The sequence below is a fragment of the Nocardioides marinquilinus genome (genome assembly GCF_039543705.1).
GTDB lineage: Bacteria > Actinomycetota > Actinomycetes > Propionibacteriales > Nocardioidaceae > Nocardioides > Nocardioides marinquilinus.
Window position 1 is genome coordinate 708,218 of sequence record NZ_BAABKG010000001.1, and the last position, 15,901, is coordinate 724,118.

The window sequence follows — 15,901 nt, forward strand, 5'->3', positions numbered from 1 at the left end:
GGTCACAGCGTAGTCGGCGCCGCTCGGCTCACTGCCGCAGGCCGACGGTCTGGCCGAGGATCACCAGCACGGCCAGGACGGCGGCGCAGTAGGTGCCGGCGAGGATGAGCAGCCGGCTGGCGCCGAGACGTCGTCCGAGCATCAGCGGGAGGTAGCCCCAGCCGTCCTCCTGGTCGGCCACGAGGCCCCAGATCGCGCGGACGACGTGCACGCCCACGCCGAGCAGCGCCGCCGCGACGACCACCGCCACCTGCGGCGGGTCGCCCTCGGCGCCGCCGCCCCACCCGCCGTAGGACAGGTAGGCCGGGTAGAGCGCGAACGAGAGCGCCCACGGCAGCCACGACAGCGGTCCCTGCCGCAGCACGACGTTGCCGAGGATGCCGACCACGAGCGCGGCGAGGTAGCAGGTGCCGGCGGTGACGCCGGTCGAGATCGACAGCGGGACGACGAGCAGCACCGCCACCACGAGCGCGTACCAGACGGTGCCGGTGTCGATGCGTCCCTCGGCGATCGGCTTGCGCGGGGTCTGGTGCCGGGCGTCGCGCTCGCGGTCGACGATGTCGTTGTGCCAGCCGAGGACGGTCTGGCCGACGGCGGCGGTGGCGGCGACGACCGCCGCCTCGCGCAGCGGCCGTCCCGAGGCCAGCGCCGCGACGCCGAGCCCGACGGCGGTGACGAACGCCTGCTTGGGGTGCGCGGCCATGAACAGCGCGACCGGGGTGGTGTCGAGGATCGAGAGCCGCAGCCGGCCCGCCGGGGACGTCGTCCCCGGCGTCTCGTCATCGGTCGCGGCCGGCTTCGTGGTCGGCTTCGTGGTCGGCGTCGGCGCTGTCGTCTTGGCGGCGGCGGTCTTCGCCGGTTGCGTGGACGCGTCGGCGGGCTCCGTCCTCGCGGGTGTGGTCCTCGCGGCGGCCGAGGCCGCCGACGCAGTGGTGGCCGTGGTCGCGGTGGTCGTCGCCGGCTCGGCCGTCTTCGTCGTCCGCACCGGCTCGGGTGCCGGCGCCGTGGTGCGTGCCCCGGAGCCCGAGACCGCCGCGCCGGACACCGCGGGCCCGGACTGCTCCGGCCGTGGCTGCGGCTTCACGCCGCGGGGCGGGACCGCCTTCCTCGCGGCCGGGGCGGCCTTCTCGGAGGTCGCGGCGCCGGTGTCGGCCGAGCGCGCGTCGAAGTCGACGACCGTCGGCGCGGTGACGTCGTCGGTGTCGGCGGGGTCGTCGGGGTCGGCCGGGGCGGGCGCGCTCGCGGGGGCCGGGGTGCCGGCGTCCGCGGTGCGGTCGGTCGCCGTGGTGGTCGCCTCGGACGGGTCCGCGGAGGCCTGCTCGCCTCGCCGCCAGCGCGGCAACTTCGCCATGGGAGGGAGTATCGACCACCGGGGGCGGCGCCGTCTGCGGACGCGCGCGGCGAGACGCCGTCCACCACCGGCCGGGCCGCGAAATCCGCAGGTCAGACGGCGGATGAAGGGGTCGGTGCCACCCCCCGTGAGGGGGTGCCGGAGACGCCCCGGAGGTGAGACCCACTGCACACAGGTGTCGGTCTGTCAAGACCGCGAATGAGGCCCACTAGGCCTCTGACCTGCGGAAACGATGAAGGTGGCCCCCCAGAACCGTGGTATTCTTGGGGTCCTAGGAAGGGGCCAACCACATATGACTTTCACTGTCGGCGAAACGGTCGTCTACCCCAATCACGGGGCCGCGGTCATCGAAGACATCGAGATGCGCACCATCAAGGGAGAGGACCGGCAGTACCTCGTGCTGCGGATCGTCGCTCAGCAGGACCTGGTCGTTCGCGTCCCCGCATGCAACCTCGACCTGGTCGGCGTCCGCGACGTCGTCGACAAGGAGGGGCTCGACCGGGTCTTCGACGTCCTGCGTGCCGAGCACGTCGAGGAGCCGACCAACTGGTCGCGCCGCTACAAGGCGAACCTCGAGAAGCTGCACAGCGGTGACGTGATGAAGGTGGCCGAGGTCGTCCGCGACCTGTGGCGCCGCGAGCGCGACCGTGGCCTGTCGGCCGGCGAGAAGCGGATGCTGGCGAAGGCTCGCCAGATCCTCGTCTCCGAGCTGGCGCTGGCCGAGCACACCAACGAGGACAAGGCCGAGACCATCCTCGACGAGGTGCTCGCCTCCTGAGGCAGCGCTCCACCCGCACCACCTGATCCACCCGAACCGGCCCCGGACTCCTCCGGGGCCGGTTCGCATGTCGCCCCACCCACGCCACCTAGGCTGACCGGGTGGACGACGAGCGACCGACCGCGCTGGGCCTCGTCGTCGACGCCGACCGCGGCTCGCTGCCTTACCGCCTGGTGCACGGCGAGGCGCTCGTGGCGGCCGCCGCCTGGGCGCTCGGCGAGGCCGGCGTCGACCTCGTCGACGCCACCGTGCCGTGGGAGGCGCTGCGCGAGGCCGGCGAGCCGGTCGTGCTGCACGACAGCCTCTGCCCGCTCACCCCGCCCGACTTCATCGCCCGCTGCGTCGACCTGGCCCTCGAGCTGGACGCCGTCGTGGTCGGCGTCCGGCCGGTCACCGACACCGTCAAGGTCGTCGAGGACGGCCTGGTGGGCCGCACCCTCGACCGGCAGTCGCTGCTGGCCGTGTGCTCGCCGCTGGTGCTGCCGGCCCGGGTCGTCGCCGGCCTCGAGCGCGTGCCCACGTGGGACTTCACCGAGCTCGTCGCCCGGCTGCGTGAGCAGGACGCCGTCGAGACGCTGACCGCGCCGTCAACGGCCGCCCGGGTGGCGGAGGAGGCCGACGTGCGCCTGCTGGAGAGCCTGCGCTGAGGCGAGGTCGTCGGGCCAGGTGACCTTGAGGTTGGTGGCGTCGGAGGGCACCGCGGCGATGCGCACCTCGGCGTAGTGCTCGAGGCAGGACGCGGTGTCGGTGCCGCGGAACCCCTCCGCGTCGGCGCGGGCGTAGGCGTCGAGCAGCGCGCGCGCCTCGAACGCCTGCGGGGTCTGCACGGTGGCGGCGCCGCGGACGACGCCGTCGGGGCCGAGCAGCGCGGGCACCGGCACGACCGGGATGGCGCCGCCGTGCTCGCGGGCCGCGGCCAGCACCCGCTCGAACAGCTCGGACGACGCGAGCGGCCGGGCGCCGTCGTGCACCGCGACGACGTCGATGCGACCGGCCTCGACGTCGTCCCGCAGCACCCGCAGCGCGGCCCACTCGGAGTCGTGACGGGTGGCGCCGCCGGTCACCAGGCCGACCTCGCGCCCGCCCAGGTGCGGGCCCAGCGCCTCGGCGACGGCGTCCTGCTCGCCGGCGCGCACCACCACGACCACGCGCTCGACGTCGGCCACCGCGAGCGCGGTGCGCACCGACCAGGCGAGCACGGCCACGCCGTCGAGCGGCAGCAGCACCTTGTTGACCTCGGCGCCGCTGCGCCGCCCGGCCCCGGCGGCGACGACGACGACGGCAGCGGGCACCCGCCGATCGTGCCACGCTCGCCCGGGCACGGATTCACGCAGCCGTAACACGGCGCAACGTGCCTGTGCCGCGGACGCGCCTAGCGTCGAGCGGCATGGCGGTGGCTCGGGCGCGCTCGGAGTGGCAGGAGGTGTGCCCGCTCGACGACCTCGAGGTCGAGCGGGGCGTGGTCGCGCTCGTGCACGGCCAGTCGATGGCGATCTTCCGCACCCAGGACGGCTCGGTCTACGCCCTCGGCAACCACGACCCGTTCGCGCGCGCCGACCGCACGGCCTCGATCGCCCGCGGCATCGTCGGGATGCGCGCCGGCGTCCCGTTCGTGGCCTCGCCCGCGCACCGGCACGCCTTCGACCTGCGCAGCGGGCGCTGCCTCGACGACGGGCACGTCTCGGTGCCGGCGTACGCCGTGAAGGTCGTGGACGGCGTGGTGCTGGTCGGGCAGCGGCTGGCGGCCGCCTGAGGTCGCGCGGTCAGCCGGCCGGGACGACGAGCGCGGTGGCGACCGCCGCCACGCCCTCGCCACGCCCGGTGAGACCCAGGCCGTCGGTGGTGGTCGCCGAGAGCGAGACCGGCCCGCCGGCGGCGGCGGAGAGCGCCGCCTCGGCCTCGGCGCGGCGCGGCCCGAGGCGCGGCCGCTCGCCGATGACCTGCACCGCCACGTTGCCGACCGCCCAGCCGGCCTCGCGCACCAGCCGCGCGGTCTCGGCGAGCAGGGCCGTGCCGGCCGCGCCCGCCCACTCCGGGCGCGACGTCCCGAACTGCGAGCCGAGGTCGCCGAGACCCGTGGCCGAGAGCAGCGCGTCGCACGCGGCGTGGGCGGCGACGTCGGCGTCGGAGTGACCCTCCAGGCCCCGCGGCTCGTCGGGCCAGTCGAGCCCCGCGAGCCGCATCGGCACCCCGGCGTCGGCCGCGGCGAAGCGGTGCACGTCGACCCCGACCCCGACCCGCGGCAGCCCGGCCGGGGGCCGTAAGGGGTCCGTCATGCCGGGGGATGCCACGCGGTGATGATGCCTGAGCGAGAATGGCCGGCGTGAGGAGGTCCAGGGTCGCGTGGGTGCTCGCCGGTCTGATGGCGGGCTACGCCGGCCTGGCCGTGGCCTACCTCGTCGCCGAGCTGATCAACCTGCGCCTCGACCCGGTCAACTCCGTCGCCGAGCTGGTGCGCGACGTGATGCCGGCCGACGTCGTCAACTGGTCCCGCGAGAACCTCGGCACCGACAGCAAGCACATCACGTTCATCATCATCATCGTCGTCGTCACGGTCTTCTTCGCCGGCATCGGCCTGCTGGCCCGCCGGGCCTGGTGGCTCGGCGTCGTCGGCTTCGGGGTGATGGCGCTCATCTACGGCGCCGCCGCGCTGTCGAACAACGGCGCCTCGAGCACCAGCCTGCTGCCCGCCGTCGTCGGCTACCTCGTCATGGTCGGCGCGCTGTGGCTGCTCACCCAGCGGCTCGCGCGGCTGCAGGCGCTGCCCGACACCGACGTCTACGGCGAGGCCTGGCACCGGCGGCGCCGCGAGTTCCTCGTCGTGACCGCCGCCGTCGTCGCCACCGCCGCGGTCTCGAGCCTGCTCGCCCGCCTGGCCGGGCGCGACGTCCGCGGCGTCGAGCAGGACCGCAAGACCAAGAACCGCCAGGTCAGCGCCCCCGAGGTGCCCGACGGCGCCCGGCTCGACGTCGAGGGCGCGGCGGCCTGGATGACGCCGGTCGCCGAGTTCTACCTGATCGATACCGCCTTCGTGAAGCCGGCCATCCGCTACCGCGACTGGCAGCTGCGCATCCACGGCATGGTCGAGAACGAGATCGTGCTCGACTTCGAGGACCTCGTGGCCCGCGGCGTCGACGAGGCCTGGATCACCCTGAACTGCGTCTCCAACGAGGTCGGCGGCGACCTCATCGGCAACGCCTGGTTCAGCGGCGTCCTGCTCGGCCCGCTGCTGGCCGAGGCCAAGCCGCTCGCGGGGGCGGACGCCGTCCTGCAGACCTCGGACGACGGCTGGACCTGCGGCACGCCGCTCACCGCGCTCACCGACGGCCGCAACGCGATGCTGGCCATCGCGATGAACGGCGAACCGCTGACGATCGAGCACGGCTTCCCGGTGCGCACCGTCGTGCCCGGGCTCTACGGCTACGTCTCGGCCACCAAGTGGGTCGTCGACATGGAGGTCACCACCTTCGGCGACATCGAGGCCTACTGGACCCAGCGCGGCTGGGGCGAGCTGGGCCCGGTGAAGATGTCGTCCCGCATCGAGGTGCCCTCCGACGGAGGCCAGGTCGCGGCCGGACCGTCGGTCGTCGCCGGCTCCGCGTGGTCGCAGCACACCGGCATCTCGAAGGTCGAGGTCTCCGTCGACGGCGGCCCGTGGCAGGCGTGCGAGCTGGGCACGGTGCCCAGCACCGACACCTGGGTGCAGTGGCGCCTCGAGCTCGACCTCGCCGAGGGCGACCACACCGCCGTCGTCCGTGCCACCGACAAGGACGGTCAGGTGCAGACCAGTGTGGTCGCCGACGTGCTGCCCGACGGCGCGACGGGCTGGCACGACGTGAGCTTCAGCGCGGCGGCCGGCACCTGACGTCGCCGTGAAGGCTCACGACCTCGCACGCTCGGTCGTGATCACCAGTTGCCGGGCGACCGCTTCGGCAGCGGGTGCGCGGTGTCGCGGATGACGTAGACCAGGCCGCCCGAGCCGTTGAGCCACGCGTCCTCGAGCTGGCCGCGGTCGTAGGTGCGCCGCACGCCCTTGCGGGTCTCGGCGGCGGGGTCGTTGACGACGACGTCGCCGCTCTGGGTGAACCCGACGATCACCAGCAGGTGGCCGGCGGTGGAGCCGATGGGGGCGCCGTCCAGCTCGCCGGAGCCGAAGGAGACCGAGGCGACCAGCGGGATGCCGGCGGCGATGAACCGCTCGGCTTCGCGCAGCGAGCGCAGCCGGGTCACGAACGCCTTGCCGGCGCGCGGCGCGGCGTAGGCGGTGTTGAACGGCCAGTTGCCGGTGCCGTCGTAGTCGTGGTCGTAGGTCATGCGGGCGGCGTGGTCGACCCACGGGTCGACGTGGCCCTTGCCGACCCAGCGGTACCAGCGCGGGGCGGGCAGCGACTCGTAGTAGGCCAGCACCATCGAGGTCGAGGTGGGCGAGCACCAGGCCTCGCCGCCCCCGCCCCACTGGGGCGAGTGGCCCTTGTGCACCATCTGCGAGTAGCGCGGGACGTCGAGCACGCGGCCGCGCGCGACGCCCGGCTCGGAGGTGCCCGGCGCGGAGTCGGGCAGCCGCGAGGCGACCGCGCCGATGGTGTCGACCGCGACGGCGGCGTCGGTGCCGGCGCGGCGGTGCAGCACCACGCGCAGCTGGTAGCCGGTGACGGTGCCGCGGGCGCGCCAGGTGTCGACGTTGACGTCGCCGAGGTCGTCGTCCTGGCCGGAGTCGGTGGTGCGCTCGAGGTGCTGGTCGCCGGAGGTCCAGCGGGCCATGAGGTCCCAGCTGCCGGTGCGTCGTCCCTCACGGCCGCGCACGAAGACCTCGACGAAGCTGTCGTCGGGGGTGGTGGCCGACCACGACGGGATCAGCTGGGTGAAGGCGAAACCCGGCTCGACCCACGGCGACTGCCAGCCGGCGGACTCGTAGCGGGTGCCGCCGAGGCGTCGGGTCTGCAGGTCGCGCGCGGCGGGGTCGATCGACATCCGGCCCTGGTCGATGCGCAGCTTCGGGGCGGAGCCGGTGCGCAGCTCGGCCCCGGAGTCGAACTGCCGGTAGTGGATCTGACGCGCGGCAGCGGCCGGAGCGGCCGGCGCGGACTGCGCGGTGCCGGCGGGGACGGCGTCGGCGGTCTCGACGGGCACCGCGGCACCGTAACAACCGAGCGCGGCGAAGGAGGTGGCAGCGGTCGTGAGCAGCGGGGGGAGTCGACGCACCGAGGAACGATAGGTCACTCCAGTCACACGCGCCACACCCGACGTCGACCCGTCGCTTATAAGGGACGGGTCGACGTTCTCTAGACTCGGGAGCAGTCAGTGAGAGGTGGACGAGGTGGCAGGCAACTCGCAGCGGCGAGGGTCGATCCGCAAGACCAGCAAGAAGCCGGCCGCTGGGTCGGGCGGTCGGGTCAAGCGCGGGCTGGAGGGCAAGGGCCCGACGCCGAAGGCCAAGGACCGGCCCTACCACAAGGCCTACGCCGCCGAGCAGCGCAAGCAGGCCGATGCGCGCAAGGGCAGGCCACGCGGTGCCCGCAAGAGCGGCGAGGCGGAGTGGGTCGCCGGCCGCAACGCCGTCGTCGAGGCGCTGCGCGAGGGCGTGCCCGTCACCGGCCTGTACGTCGGCGAGGGCGCCGAGCGCGACGGCCGGCTGCGCGAGGCGTTCCGGATCGCCTCCGACCGCGGCATCAGCCTGCTCGAGGTCGGCCGCGGCGAGCTCGACCGGATGACGAACGGTGCCGTGCACCAGGGCCTCGCGGCGCGCATCCCGCCCTACGAGTACGCCCACCCCGACGACCTGCTCGACGCGGCCGGGGAGCAGGGCGAGGCGCCGCTGGTCGTCGTCCTCGACCAGGTCACCGACCCGCGCAACCTCGGCGCCGTGGTGCGCAGCGCCGCCGGCTTGGGCGCGCACGGCGTCGTGGTGGCCGAGCGGCGCTCGGCGCCCATGACCGCCTCGGCGTGGAAGACCAGCGCCGGTGCCGCGGCGCGGCTGCCCGTGGCGCGCGCGACCAACCTGACCCGCCAGCTGGTGGCCTACCAGGACGCCGGGTGCACCGTCGTCGGGCTCGCGGCCGACGGCGACCTGTCGCTGCCCGACCTCGTCGCCGACGCCGACCTCGCCCGGGGCCCGCTCGTGCTGGTGGTGGGCGCCGAGGGTGGTGGCCTGTCGCGGCTGGTGGCCGAGACCTGCGACCACCTGGTCTCGATCCCGATGGCGCGCTCGCTGGAGTCGCTCAACGCGGGCGTGGCGGCGTCCGTGGCGCTCTACGCGCTGGCTCAGGCGCGGGCCTGATCGGGCCGGCCCGACCCGCGCCGCCGCTCGGCGTCGCGTGACCCGACTCGGTCGGGTGCGGCGTCGTCCGTGCCCCACAATGTGGCGATGAGCGCACCCGGTGAGCCGGCCGAGGCCGGGCACCGCGACCACACCGGGTGGTCCGACTCGTCGGCCCGCTCGATGTTGCAGCTCATGGTCGACTCGGTCGCCGAGATGGTCGGCTTCCAGGTCGCCGCGCTCTCGGTCGCCATCGACGGCGAGCTGGTGACGATGGCCTACACGGGGCCCGACGAGCACCGCGACTTCGTCTTCGACAACGCCGACCCGCTCAGCATCCTCGACCCGATCGACGCCGCGGCGCACCGGTCGGGACGGTTCCGGTTCCTGCCCGCCGAGGAGCAGCGCGCCGAGCTCGAGGGGCACTGGGTCGTCGTCATGGACCCTCCGGCGGGGGACGCGCCGGACACGTGGGACCCGGGCGACGTCCTCATGGCGTTCCTCAGCTTCGACGACGGCCGCATCGCCGGGGTGCTCTCGCTCGACGTGCCGCTCGACGGGCGTCGGCCGGACGCCGCCACGCTGGCTCTCCTCGAGCGCTACGCGGCGCAGGCCGAGCGCGCCGTGCTGACCGCCTTCGAGCGGGAGGACCTGGTGCGGCAGATCGCCCATGCCGACGCCGCCCGGCGCCTGACCCGGGCCGCCTCGCTGCCCGCACGCGCCTCGCTCGACGCGGTCATCGCCTTCACCCACGCGCCGCTCGTCGAGGGGTTCGGCGCCACCGGCAGCTGGATGCACGTCTTCGACCCGGCCGGGCGCGACCGCACGGCGGCCCGCACCCGCGACGGGGCGAGCGTCGAGATGCCCACCGAGATCCAGGTGACCGCCCGGCGGCTGGCGCCGTTGCTGTGGGCCAGCCAACGCGTGCTGGTCGTCGCCGACGGCGTCGCCTCCGACCTGCCTCCGGAGACCGACGACGTCGTCGAGCAGGCGCGGAGCCATGTCGCGGCCCTCGGGCTCGCAAGCGCCCTCGGCGTCCCGCTCGGCGCCGGCTCGGAGTGCCTGGGCTTCCTCGTGCTCACCCGCCGTGCGGAGGACCCGACGTGGACGGCGGTGGAGGCCGCCGCGCTGCTCGAGATCGGTCACGACCTCGGCGCCGCGCTCATGACCGCGCGGGCGCTCGAGGGCGAGCGGCAGCTGGTGCGCGAGCTGCAGCAGCTCGACGACCACCGCACCCAGCTCATCGCCACGCTCTCCCACGAGCTGCGCACGCCGCTCACCGTCATCTCCGGCAACCTCGAGCTGCTCGGCGAGCTGAGCCTCGACGACCTCGCGGCCCACCTGCAGCAGGCGATGACGCGCGGCACCAGGCGCATGCAGAAGGTGGTCGACGACCTGCTGCTGCTGGCCCAGGTCAGCGACCCGCAGCACCCGCTGCAGCAGGTGCCCGTCGACCTCGGTGAGGTGGTGCAGGAGGTGTGCTCGCTCGTCGAGACGACCGCCCGGGCCAAGAGGCTGCGCCTCGACGTCGACCTCGCCCCCGGTCCGCTGCTGGTCGCCGGCGATCCCGCCGAGCTCGACCGCCTCATCGGCAACCTGGTCAGCAACGCGGTCAAGTACACGCCCGAGGGCGGGACGGTGAGCGTGACGACGTCGCGGCGGGGCGAGTCGCTCGTCGTGCGGGTCAGCGACGACGGCCTCGGCATCTCCGAGGAGGACCAGATCGGGCTGTTCCGGCCCTTCTTCCGCACCAGCAACCCCGACGCACTGCTGCACCCCGGCACCGGGCTCGGCCTCGCGATCGTCGCCACGATCATCGAGCGTCACGGTGGTGCCGTCGAGGTCGACTCCCGGCTCGGGCGCGGGACCACCTTCACCGTCGTCCTGCCCGCCGACGGCGTCCCGGTCGCCGTGCCGGCCGGTGCCGTCAGGTCGTCGTGATGCGAAGCTCGTCGGGCTTGTGCACCAGCACGTGCTCGACGTAGTCGCGCGCGGCGTCGAAGGTGTCGACCTCGGCGCCGGCCTTCTCGGAGAGGTACCAGCGGTGCGCGAGCACCTCGTGGAAGACCTCGGGCGGCTCGAGCTTGCCGAGCGCGTCGGCCGGCACCATCGCCACGACCGGCTCGTAGATCTCGGTGAGCCAGCGGTGGGCGACGAGGTCGCGCTGCTCGCGGCCGAGGCCGAGGTGGGTGGTGAAGGAGGTCAGGTCGTTGAGCAGCCGGCGGGCCTGGCTCTCCTCGACGTTGAGCCCGGTGAGCGCCTGCAGCTCGCGGCAGTGGTGGCCGAGCTCGACGACCTTGGGCTGGATGCGCACCCAGTCGCCGTCGATGTCGGTGACGATGTCGAGCTCCTCGACGTCGAAGCCGAGGTCGTTGAGGCGCTCGATGCGCTGCTCGATGCGCCACATCTCGTCGGAGCCGAACTCCTCGGGGCCGGTGAGCTCGTCCCACAGCGCGTGGTAGCGGTCGGCGAGCAGCTCGATGAGGTCGTGGGCGGCGACCTCGTGGTCGAGGGAGTCGCTGGCCTCGAGGTCGAGCAGCTCGCCGAAGACGTTCTCGGTGGCGACGGTGACGTCGTGCTCGCGCATCGAGTCGCTCAGCTGCGGGCGCAGCTCGCCGGTCTCGGCGTCGACCAGGTAGGCCGCGAACCCGCCCGCGCTGCGACGGAAGAGCACGTTGCTGAGCGAGACGTCGCCCCAGAAGAAGCCGGCGAGGTGCAGCCGCACCAGCAGCACCACCATCGCGTCGACGAGCGAGGGCAGGTTCTCGGCGGTCAGGCCGTGGCTGAACAGGCTGCGGTAGGGCAGCGAGAAGCGCAGGTGCTCGGTGAGCAGGGCCGAGGGCAGCTCGTCGCCGTCCTCGTCGGTGCGGCCGGTGACCACGCCCAGCGGGACGACGGCGGGCAGGCCGAGGCGCTGCAGGTCGCGCAGCAGCCGGTACTCGCGGAACGCGATGTCCTCGACGGTCTCCTTGACGGCGTACACGCGGTCGCGCAGCCGCACGATGCGGACGACGTGCCGCGACAGGCCGCGGGGGAGCGGGACGACGTGCTCGGTCCACTCCTCCAGCGGCGTGCTCCAGGGCAGCGTGAGCAGCGCGGGGTCGGGCCGGTTGGCCACGATGTGCAGCGCCATGGGCTCAGGGTTCCAGCAGAACGGCGCCGGGTCCACGGTCGGCGAGTCGGTCGTCGGGGTTCATCAGGCTGCACGAGCGCATCGAGAGGCAGCCGCAGCCGATGCAGCCGTCGAGCTTGTCGCGCAGCAGCTCGATGCGGCGGATCTGCTCGTCGAGCCGCGGCCGCCACTGCCGGCTGAGGCGGTGCCAGTCGGACTTGGTCGGCGTGCGGCCGTCGGGCAGCTGGGCGAGCGCCTCCCCGATCTCCTCCAGGCTGAGCCCGACGCGCTGCGCGGTGCGCACGAACGCCACCCGGCGCAGGGTCGAGGCGGCGTACCGGCGCTGGTTGCCCGACGTCCGCTCGGAGGTGATGAGCCCGCGGTCCTCGTAGAAGCGCAGCGCGCTGTGCGCCACCCCCGACCGCTCCGCCAGCTCTCCGATCGTCAGCGCCATGCCGCTCATCGTGCCTCGCGTCCCGGGATGACCTCAAGCATCGTTGAGGTCGGGGGCGACGGGAGGAGGGGTCGGGACTATCGCCGCGGGCCACTAGGCTGGCGCCCGCTCCTCGCCGGTGTAGCTCAGTTGGTAGAGCGCTTGCCTTGTAAGCAAGATGTCGCGGGTTCGACTCCTGTCACCGGCTCCAGTGACGCCTCAGCCGGGGCGGGCGGCGCCGGTGGCGCCGTCGGCCTCGTCGCCACGGGCCTCGGCGCCGCTGAGGCCGACGTCGCCGGTCTCGTCGCTGCCGGCACGGCCGACGAACTCGCCGCTCTCGGTGGTGCCGGTGGTGGAGTTCTTGTCCATGGTGTCGGGGGCATGCTCGGCGTCGGCGCCGCCGGTCTCGCGCGACGTCGCCATCGCGCGGTCGACCTGGGCGTCGTCCTCGCCCGTGCGCTCGGCCGCCGGCGTTCCGCGCAGCTTGGACAGCACCCGTTGCAAGTAGGACATGACTCGACGCTACGCGCGCCGCGCGGGCGGGGTACCAGCCACAGGGGTGGCCGACGTCAGCGCAGCTGCCGCGCCTCGAACCGCACCTCGGGCGCGGCGATGGCGTCCTGGGCGGCGACGATCTGGATCTCGCGGGTGCCGGCGGCGACGGTGGTCTCGAGCACCGCGAAGACCGAGGACGTCGTCAGCTCGAGCGCGCGGGCCGGCGAGCCGGTGGTGCGCAGGTGGGCCAGGTAGAGCGCCGTGGTGAGGTCGCCGCAGCCGTTGGGGGCGATCGGCAGCATCGGCGTGGTGACGACCCAGGCGCCCTCGTCGGAGACCGCGACGACGTCGAGGGTCTGCGGCTCGGAGTCCTCGTGCAGCACCGAGGTGACGAGCACGTCGCGCGGACCGGAGTCGCGGACCACCTCGGCGGCGTCGAGCACGTCGGACAGCCGCGTGGTCTCGCGGCCGGCGAGGAAGCCGAGCTCGAAGTGGTTGGGGGTGACGATGTCGGCGGCGGGCACGACCTCGTCGCGCAGGTACTCCGGGATGCCGGGCTTGACGAACATGCCGCGGCCGACGTCGCCCATCACCGGGTCGCAGCAGTAGACCGCTGCCGGGTTGGCCTGCTTGACGCGCCGCACGGTGTCGAGCACGACCATGCCGACCGCGGGGTCGCCCTGGTAACCGGAGAGGACGGCGTCCACCTCGGGCAGCACGCCGCGGTCCTCGATGCCGAGGATGACCTCGCGGACGTCGGCGGGGTCGAGCAGCGGGCCGCGCCACGCGCCGTAGCCGGTGTGGTTGCTGAAGTGGACGGTGAGCACCGGCCAGACCTCGTGCCCCAGGCGCTGCAGCGGGAAGACCGCCGCCGAGTTGCCGACGTGCCCGTAGGCGACCGAGGACTGGATGGACAGGATCTGCACCGGCCCATGCTGCCAGGCCCGGCGCGCGGTGGGGCGCGGACGGGGGCGGGTGGGGCGGCCGCGGGGCGGGTGGGTCGGTTGTGGGGCCCGACCCGACGAAACTGCGGGTTCTGCGACGAAGGTTCGTCGGAGAACCGGGAGTTTCACCACTTAAGTGGTGAAACTGCCCACCGGCCGCGTGACAGGCTGCCGGGCATGTCGCTCGCGTGGGACTACCCGCCTGACCGCTACCACGGCACCGACGGGGAGGTCTCGGCGTGGCTGCGTCGGGGCAGCGAGCCGCCCGAGCTGAGGTTCCGCAGCGGCGGCACGTGCGAGTACCTCGCCACCGGCGACCGCACCGAGCAGCGGTTCGGGCTCTACCGCTGGACCTTCGGGGACGACGAGTCCGGGCCCGACCCGCACTTCCACCGCTCGATCTCCGAGCAGTTCTACGTGCTCTCCGGCGAGGTGCGGCTCTTCGACGGCCGCGACTGGGTGACGGCGCGGTCGGGCGACTTCCTCTACGTGCCGGAGGGCGGCGTCCACGGGTTCCGGGGCGGCGGTGGCGCCTCGATGCTGCTGATGTTCGCGCCCGGCGGCCCGCGCGAGGACTACTTCGAGACCCTCGCGCGCGGCGAGCAGATGTCGGAGGAGCAGCGCGACGCGTTCATGACCCGGCACGACACCTACTGGGTCTGACCGGCTACCACCGGCCGTCACCCCGTGCCCGTAGCGTCGAGGGCATGGCAGACATGGACTACCGCCCGCTCGGTGACTCCGGGCTCATGGTGAGCGCCGTCGGCATCGGCTGCAACGCCTTCAGCCGCCGCGTCGACCTGGACGGCGTGCGCGACGTGCTCGACGCCGCCACCGACGTCGGGGTCACCCTGCTCGACACCGCCGACATCTACGGCGACCCGCCGGGCGCGAGCGAGGAGCTGATCGGGCAGGTGCTCGCCGCCGACCCGAGCCGCCGCGACGACTTCGTCATCGCCACCAAGTTCGGCATGGACATGCGCGGCGCCTATGGCGACGACCACGGCGTCCGCGGGTCGCGCCGCTACGTGCGCCGCGCGGTCGAGGAGAGCCTGCGTCGTCTCGGCGTCGACCACATCGACCTCTACCAGCTGCACCAGCCCGACGACACGACGCCGATCGAGGAGACCCTCTCGGTGCTCACCGACCTCGTCCACGAGGGCAAGGTCGGCTACCTGGGCTGCTCGAACTTCGCCGGCTGGCAGGTCGCCGACGCCGAGTGGACGGCGCGCAGCGGCGGCCTGGAGCGGTTCGTCAGCGTGCAGAACCGCTACTCGCTGCTCGACCGCGAGATCGAGCACGAGGTCGTGCCGGCGTGCGAGGAGTACGGGCTCGGCGTCCTGCCGTTCTTCCCGCTCGAGTACGGCCTGCTCACCGGCAAGTACCGTCGCGGCCAGACCGCGCCGGAGGGCACGCGGGCGGCGTCCGGTCCGGCGCCGTGGCTGGAGGACGCCGACTGGGACCGCATCGAGGCGTTCGAGGGCTTCGCGCGCGAGCGCGACCTCGAGCCGATCGACGTCGCCATCGCCGGCCTGGCCGCGCAGCCGGCCGTGGCGTCGGTGATCGCGGGCGCCACGTCGGGCGAGCAGGTGCGCCGCAACGCCGCCACGCTGCGGTGGCGGCCCACCGAGGCCGACCTCGTCGCGCTCGACGAGATCACCACCGGCTGAGCCCGACCGGCCGGGGCTACCAGCCGAACGCCGCCTTGACCGCGGCCATGTCCTCCTCGCCGTGGCCCTCGTCGGAGGCGCGGTCGTAGAGGCCGCGCATCGCCTGCAGCAGGTCGTCGGGGAAGCCGGCGTCCGTGGCGGCCTCGACCATGAGGCCGAGGTCCTTGCGGACGCCGTCGAGGGCGAACCCGACGGGGGCGTCGCCGGTGAGCATCGCCTGTCCCTTCACGTGGGCGTAGGGGGTGTCGACGGCGCCGCCCTCGATCGCGTCGAGGAACAGCGACGGCTCGACGCCGAGGGCGCGGGCCAGGCCGAGCGCCTGGGCGGTGCCGGCGGTGAGCAGGGCGACCCACGAGTTGCAGGCCAGCTTGAGCGCGCTGGCGGCGCCGGGCTCGGAGCCGGCGTCGACGGTGCGGCTGCCGATGGCCTCGAGCGCCGGCCGGGCCCGCTCGGCCAGCTCGGGCGGTCCGGCCAGCAGGACGACGAGCGCGCCGTCCTCGGCGGGCTGGCGGGTGCCGAGCACCGGGGCGTCGAGCACCCGGCCGCCCGCGCGCTCGGCGATGCGGCGGGCGCCGTCCGGGCCGACCGTGGAGGACTGCAGCCAGACGGCGCCGACGTCGAGGGCGCCGAGCAGCTCGTCGGCGACCGCGAGCACGCTGTCGGCGTCGAAGAGCATCGTGATGACGACGTCGGCGCCGGTGACGGCCTCGGCCACGCTGCCGGCGGCGGTGACCGACCCGCCGGCCAGCGCCTCGGCCTTCTCGGGCGAGCGGTTCCACACCGCCACCTCGTGGCCCTCGCGCGCCAGCGAGCGGGCCATGCCCGCGCCCATGATCCCGGTTCCGAGCACTGCGGTCCTCAT

At 74.0% G+C, this 15,901-nt stretch carries 17 protein-coding genes and 1 tRNA gene; 9 read left to right on the forward strand and 9 right to left on the reverse strand.

All coding sequences use genetic code 11. From position 1 onward, the window contains the following. Positions 1 to 28: 28 nt before the first annotated feature. The gene (locus ABEA04_RS03345; RefSeq protein WP_345454501.1) at positions 29 to 1,351 is read right to left on the reverse strand and encodes a UbiA family prenyltransferase; all 1,323 of its coding nucleotides are present in this window, start codon (positions 1,349 to 1,351) and stop codon (positions 29 to 31) included. A 292-nt stretch (positions 1,352 to 1,643) separates the two neighbouring features. On the opposite strand from ABEA04_RS03345, the gene ABEA04_RS03350 reads away from it, so the two are divergent. Beyond that, the gene (locus tag ABEA04_RS03350; RefSeq protein ID WP_340537176.1) at positions 1,644 to 2,129 is read left to right on the forward strand and encodes a CarD family transcriptional regulator; all 486 of its coding nucleotides are present in this window, start codon (positions 1,644 to 1,646) and stop codon (positions 2,127 to 2,129) included. 101 nt (positions 2,130 to 2,230) lie between these two features. Then, positions 2,231 to 2,776 (forward strand): 2-C-methyl-D-erythritol 4-phosphate cytidylyltransferase, encoded by a 546-nt coding sequence (locus tag ABEA04_RS03355; RefSeq protein WP_345454507.1) that lies wholly within the window; start codon positions 2,231 to 2,233, stop codon positions 2,774 to 2,776. On the opposite strand, the gene ABEA04_RS03360 is transcribed toward ABEA04_RS03355, so the two are convergent. Beyond that, positions 2,717 to 3,421 (reverse strand): IspD/TarI family cytidylyltransferase, encoded by a 705-nt coding sequence (locus ABEA04_RS03360; protein ID WP_345454509.1) that lies wholly within the window; start codon positions 3,419 to 3,421, stop codon positions 2,717 to 2,719. The genes ABEA04_RS03355 and ABEA04_RS03360 overlap by 60 nt on opposite strands. Positions 3,422 to 3,516: 95 nt before the next feature. Here ABEA04_RS03360 and nirD point away from each other — a divergent pair, with 95 nt between their 5' ends. Further along, positions 3,517 to 3,882, forward strand: coding sequence for a nitrite reductase small subunit NirD (nirD, locus tag ABEA04_RS03365; RefSeq protein ID WP_345454511.1), 366 nt, complete (start codon positions 3,517 to 3,519; stop codon positions 3,880 to 3,882). A gap of 10 nt (positions 3,883 to 3,892) precedes the next feature. Here nirD and ispF read toward each other — a convergent pair whose 3' ends face one another. Then, positions 3,893 to 4,405, reverse strand: a complete 513-nt coding sequence (gene ispF, locus ABEA04_RS03370; RefSeq protein WP_345454513.1) for a 2-C-methyl-D-erythritol 2,4-cyclodiphosphate synthase — start codon at positions 4,403 to 4,405, stop codon at positions 3,893 to 3,895. Between the two features lie 47 nt (positions 4,406 to 4,452). On the opposite strand from ispF, the gene ABEA04_RS03375 reads away from it, so the two are divergent. Further along, on the forward strand, positions 4,453 to 5,994 hold the full coding sequence (locus ABEA04_RS03375; protein ID WP_345454515.1) for a molybdopterin-dependent oxidoreductase: 1,542 nt from the start codon (positions 4,453 to 4,455) through the stop codon (positions 5,992 to 5,994). A 41-nt stretch (positions 5,995 to 6,035) separates the two neighbouring features. Here ABEA04_RS03375 and ABEA04_RS03380 read toward each other — a convergent pair whose 3' ends face one another. Beyond that, positions 6,036 to 7,331 carry a C39 family peptidase gene (locus ABEA04_RS03380; RefSeq protein ID WP_345454517.1) on the reverse strand — a complete coding sequence of 432 codons (1,296 nt, stop codon included), beginning with the start codon at positions 7,329 to 7,331 and terminating at the stop codon, positions 6,036 to 6,038. Positions 7,332 to 7,446: 115 nt separating this feature from the next. Between ABEA04_RS03380 and rlmB the strand changes: the two genes are divergently transcribed. Beyond that, positions 7,447 to 8,406 (forward strand): 23S rRNA (guanosine(2251)-2'-O)-methyltransferase RlmB, encoded by a 960-nt coding sequence (gene rlmB / locus ABEA04_RS03385; RefSeq protein ID WP_345454519.1) that lies wholly within the window; start codon positions 7,447 to 7,449, stop codon positions 8,404 to 8,406. Between the two features lie 87 nt (positions 8,407 to 8,493). Then, complete coding sequence (locus ABEA04_RS03390; RefSeq protein ID WP_345454521.1) at positions 8,494 to 10,326, forward strand: sensor histidine kinase; 1,833 nt, start codon at positions 8,494 to 8,496, stop codon at positions 10,324 to 10,326. Here ABEA04_RS03390 and ABEA04_RS03395 read toward each other — a convergent pair. After that, the gene (locus ABEA04_RS03395) at positions 10,313 to 11,518 is read right to left on the reverse strand and encodes a DUF4032 domain-containing protein (RefSeq protein WP_345454523.1); all 1,206 of its coding nucleotides are present in this window, start codon (positions 11,516 to 11,518) and stop codon (positions 10,313 to 10,315) included. The two genes, ABEA04_RS03390 and ABEA04_RS03395, sit on opposite strands and share 14 nt — an antisense overlap. A 4-nt stretch (positions 11,519 to 11,522) precedes the next feature. Continuing rightward, positions 11,523 to 11,951: a redox-sensitive transcriptional activator SoxR gene (gene soxR / locus ABEA04_RS03400; RefSeq protein WP_345454525.1), complete on the reverse strand. Its 429-nt coding sequence runs from the start codon at positions 11,949 to 11,951 to the stop codon at positions 11,523 to 11,525. Between the two features lie 114 nt (positions 11,952 to 12,065). On the opposite strand from soxR, the gene ABEA04_RS03405 reads away from it, so the two are divergent. Further along, positions 12,066 to 12,141: transfer RNA gene (locus ABEA04_RS03405), tRNA-Thr, on the forward strand. Positions 12,142 to 12,149: 8 nt separating this feature from the next. Here ABEA04_RS03405 and ABEA04_RS03410 read toward each other — a convergent pair. Together ABEA04_RS03410 and pdxY are read right to left on the reverse strand one after the other, a co-directional pair. Then, positions 12,150 to 12,443, reverse strand: a complete 294-nt coding sequence (locus tag ABEA04_RS03410; protein WP_345454527.1) for a hypothetical protein — start codon at positions 12,441 to 12,443, stop codon at positions 12,150 to 12,152. Positions 12,444 to 12,499: 56 nt separating this feature from the next. Then, positions 12,500 to 13,351, reverse strand: coding sequence for a pyridoxal kinase PdxY (gene pdxY / locus ABEA04_RS03415; protein ID WP_345454529.1), 852 nt, complete (start codon positions 13,349 to 13,351; stop codon positions 12,500 to 12,502). Positions 13,352 to 13,546: 195 nt separating this feature from the next. On the opposite strand from pdxY, the gene ABEA04_RS03420 reads away from it, so the two are divergent. Further along, positions 13,547 to 14,032: a cupin domain-containing protein gene (locus tag ABEA04_RS03420; protein ID WP_345454531.1), complete on the forward strand. Its 486-nt coding sequence runs from the start codon at positions 13,547 to 13,549 to the stop codon at positions 14,030 to 14,032. A 44-nt stretch (positions 14,033 to 14,076) separates the two neighbouring features. After that, positions 14,077 to 15,039, forward strand: a complete 963-nt coding sequence (locus ABEA04_RS03425; protein ID WP_345454533.1) for an aldo/keto reductase — start codon at positions 14,077 to 14,079, stop codon at positions 15,037 to 15,039. A gap of 16 nt (positions 15,040 to 15,055) precedes the next feature. On the opposite strand, the gene ABEA04_RS03430 is transcribed toward ABEA04_RS03425, so the two are convergent. Then, the gene (locus ABEA04_RS03430; protein ID WP_345454535.1) at positions 15,056 to 15,901 is read right to left on the reverse strand and encodes an NAD(P)-dependent oxidoreductase; all 846 of its coding nucleotides are present in this window, start codon (positions 15,899 to 15,901) and stop codon (positions 15,056 to 15,058) included.

Bases quoted from the DNA above. Each gene is read 5' to 3' on its own strand.
- ABEA04_RS03345 (WP_345454501.1), bottom strand. From the start codon at position 1,351: ATGGCGAAGTTGCCGCGCTGGCGGCGAGGCGAGCAGGCCTCCGCGGAC.
- ABEA04_RS03350 (WP_340537176.1), top strand. From the start codon at position 1,644: ATGACTTTCACTGTCGGCGAAACGGTCGTCTACCCCAATCACGGGGCC.
- nirD (WP_345454511.1), top strand. From the start codon at position 3,517: ATGGCGGTGGCTCGGGCGCGCTCGGAGTGGCAGGAGGTGTGCCCGCTC.
- ispF (WP_345454513.1), bottom strand. From the start codon at position 4,405: ATGACGGACCCCTTACGGCCCCCGGCCGGGCTGCCGCGGGTCGGGGTC.
- ABEA04_RS03390 (WP_345454521.1), top strand. From the start codon at position 8,494: ATGAGCGCACCCGGTGAGCCGGCCGAGGCCGGGCACCGCGACCACACC.
- ABEA04_RS03395 (WP_345454523.1), bottom strand. From the start codon at position 11,518: ATGGCGCTGCACATCGTGGCCAACCGGCCCGACCCCGCGCTGCTCACG.
- soxR (WP_345454525.1), bottom strand. From the start codon at position 11,951: ATGGCGCTGACGATCGGAGAGCTGGCGGAGCGGTCGGGGGTGGCGCAC.
- ABEA04_RS03410 (WP_345454527.1), bottom strand. From the start codon at position 12,443: ATGTCCTACTTGCAACGGGTGCTGTCCAAGCTGCGCGGAACGCCGGCG.
- ABEA04_RS03420 (WP_345454531.1), top strand. From the start codon at position 13,547: ATGTCGCTCGCGTGGGACTACCCGCCTGACCGCTACCACGGCACCGAC.
- ABEA04_RS03425 (WP_345454533.1), top strand. From the start codon at position 14,077: ATGGCAGACATGGACTACCGCCCGCTCGGTGACTCCGGGCTCATGGTG.
- ABEA04_RS03430 (WP_345454535.1), bottom strand. From the start codon at position 15,901: ATGAGGACCGCAGTGCTCGGAACCGGGATCATGGGCGCGGGCATGGCC.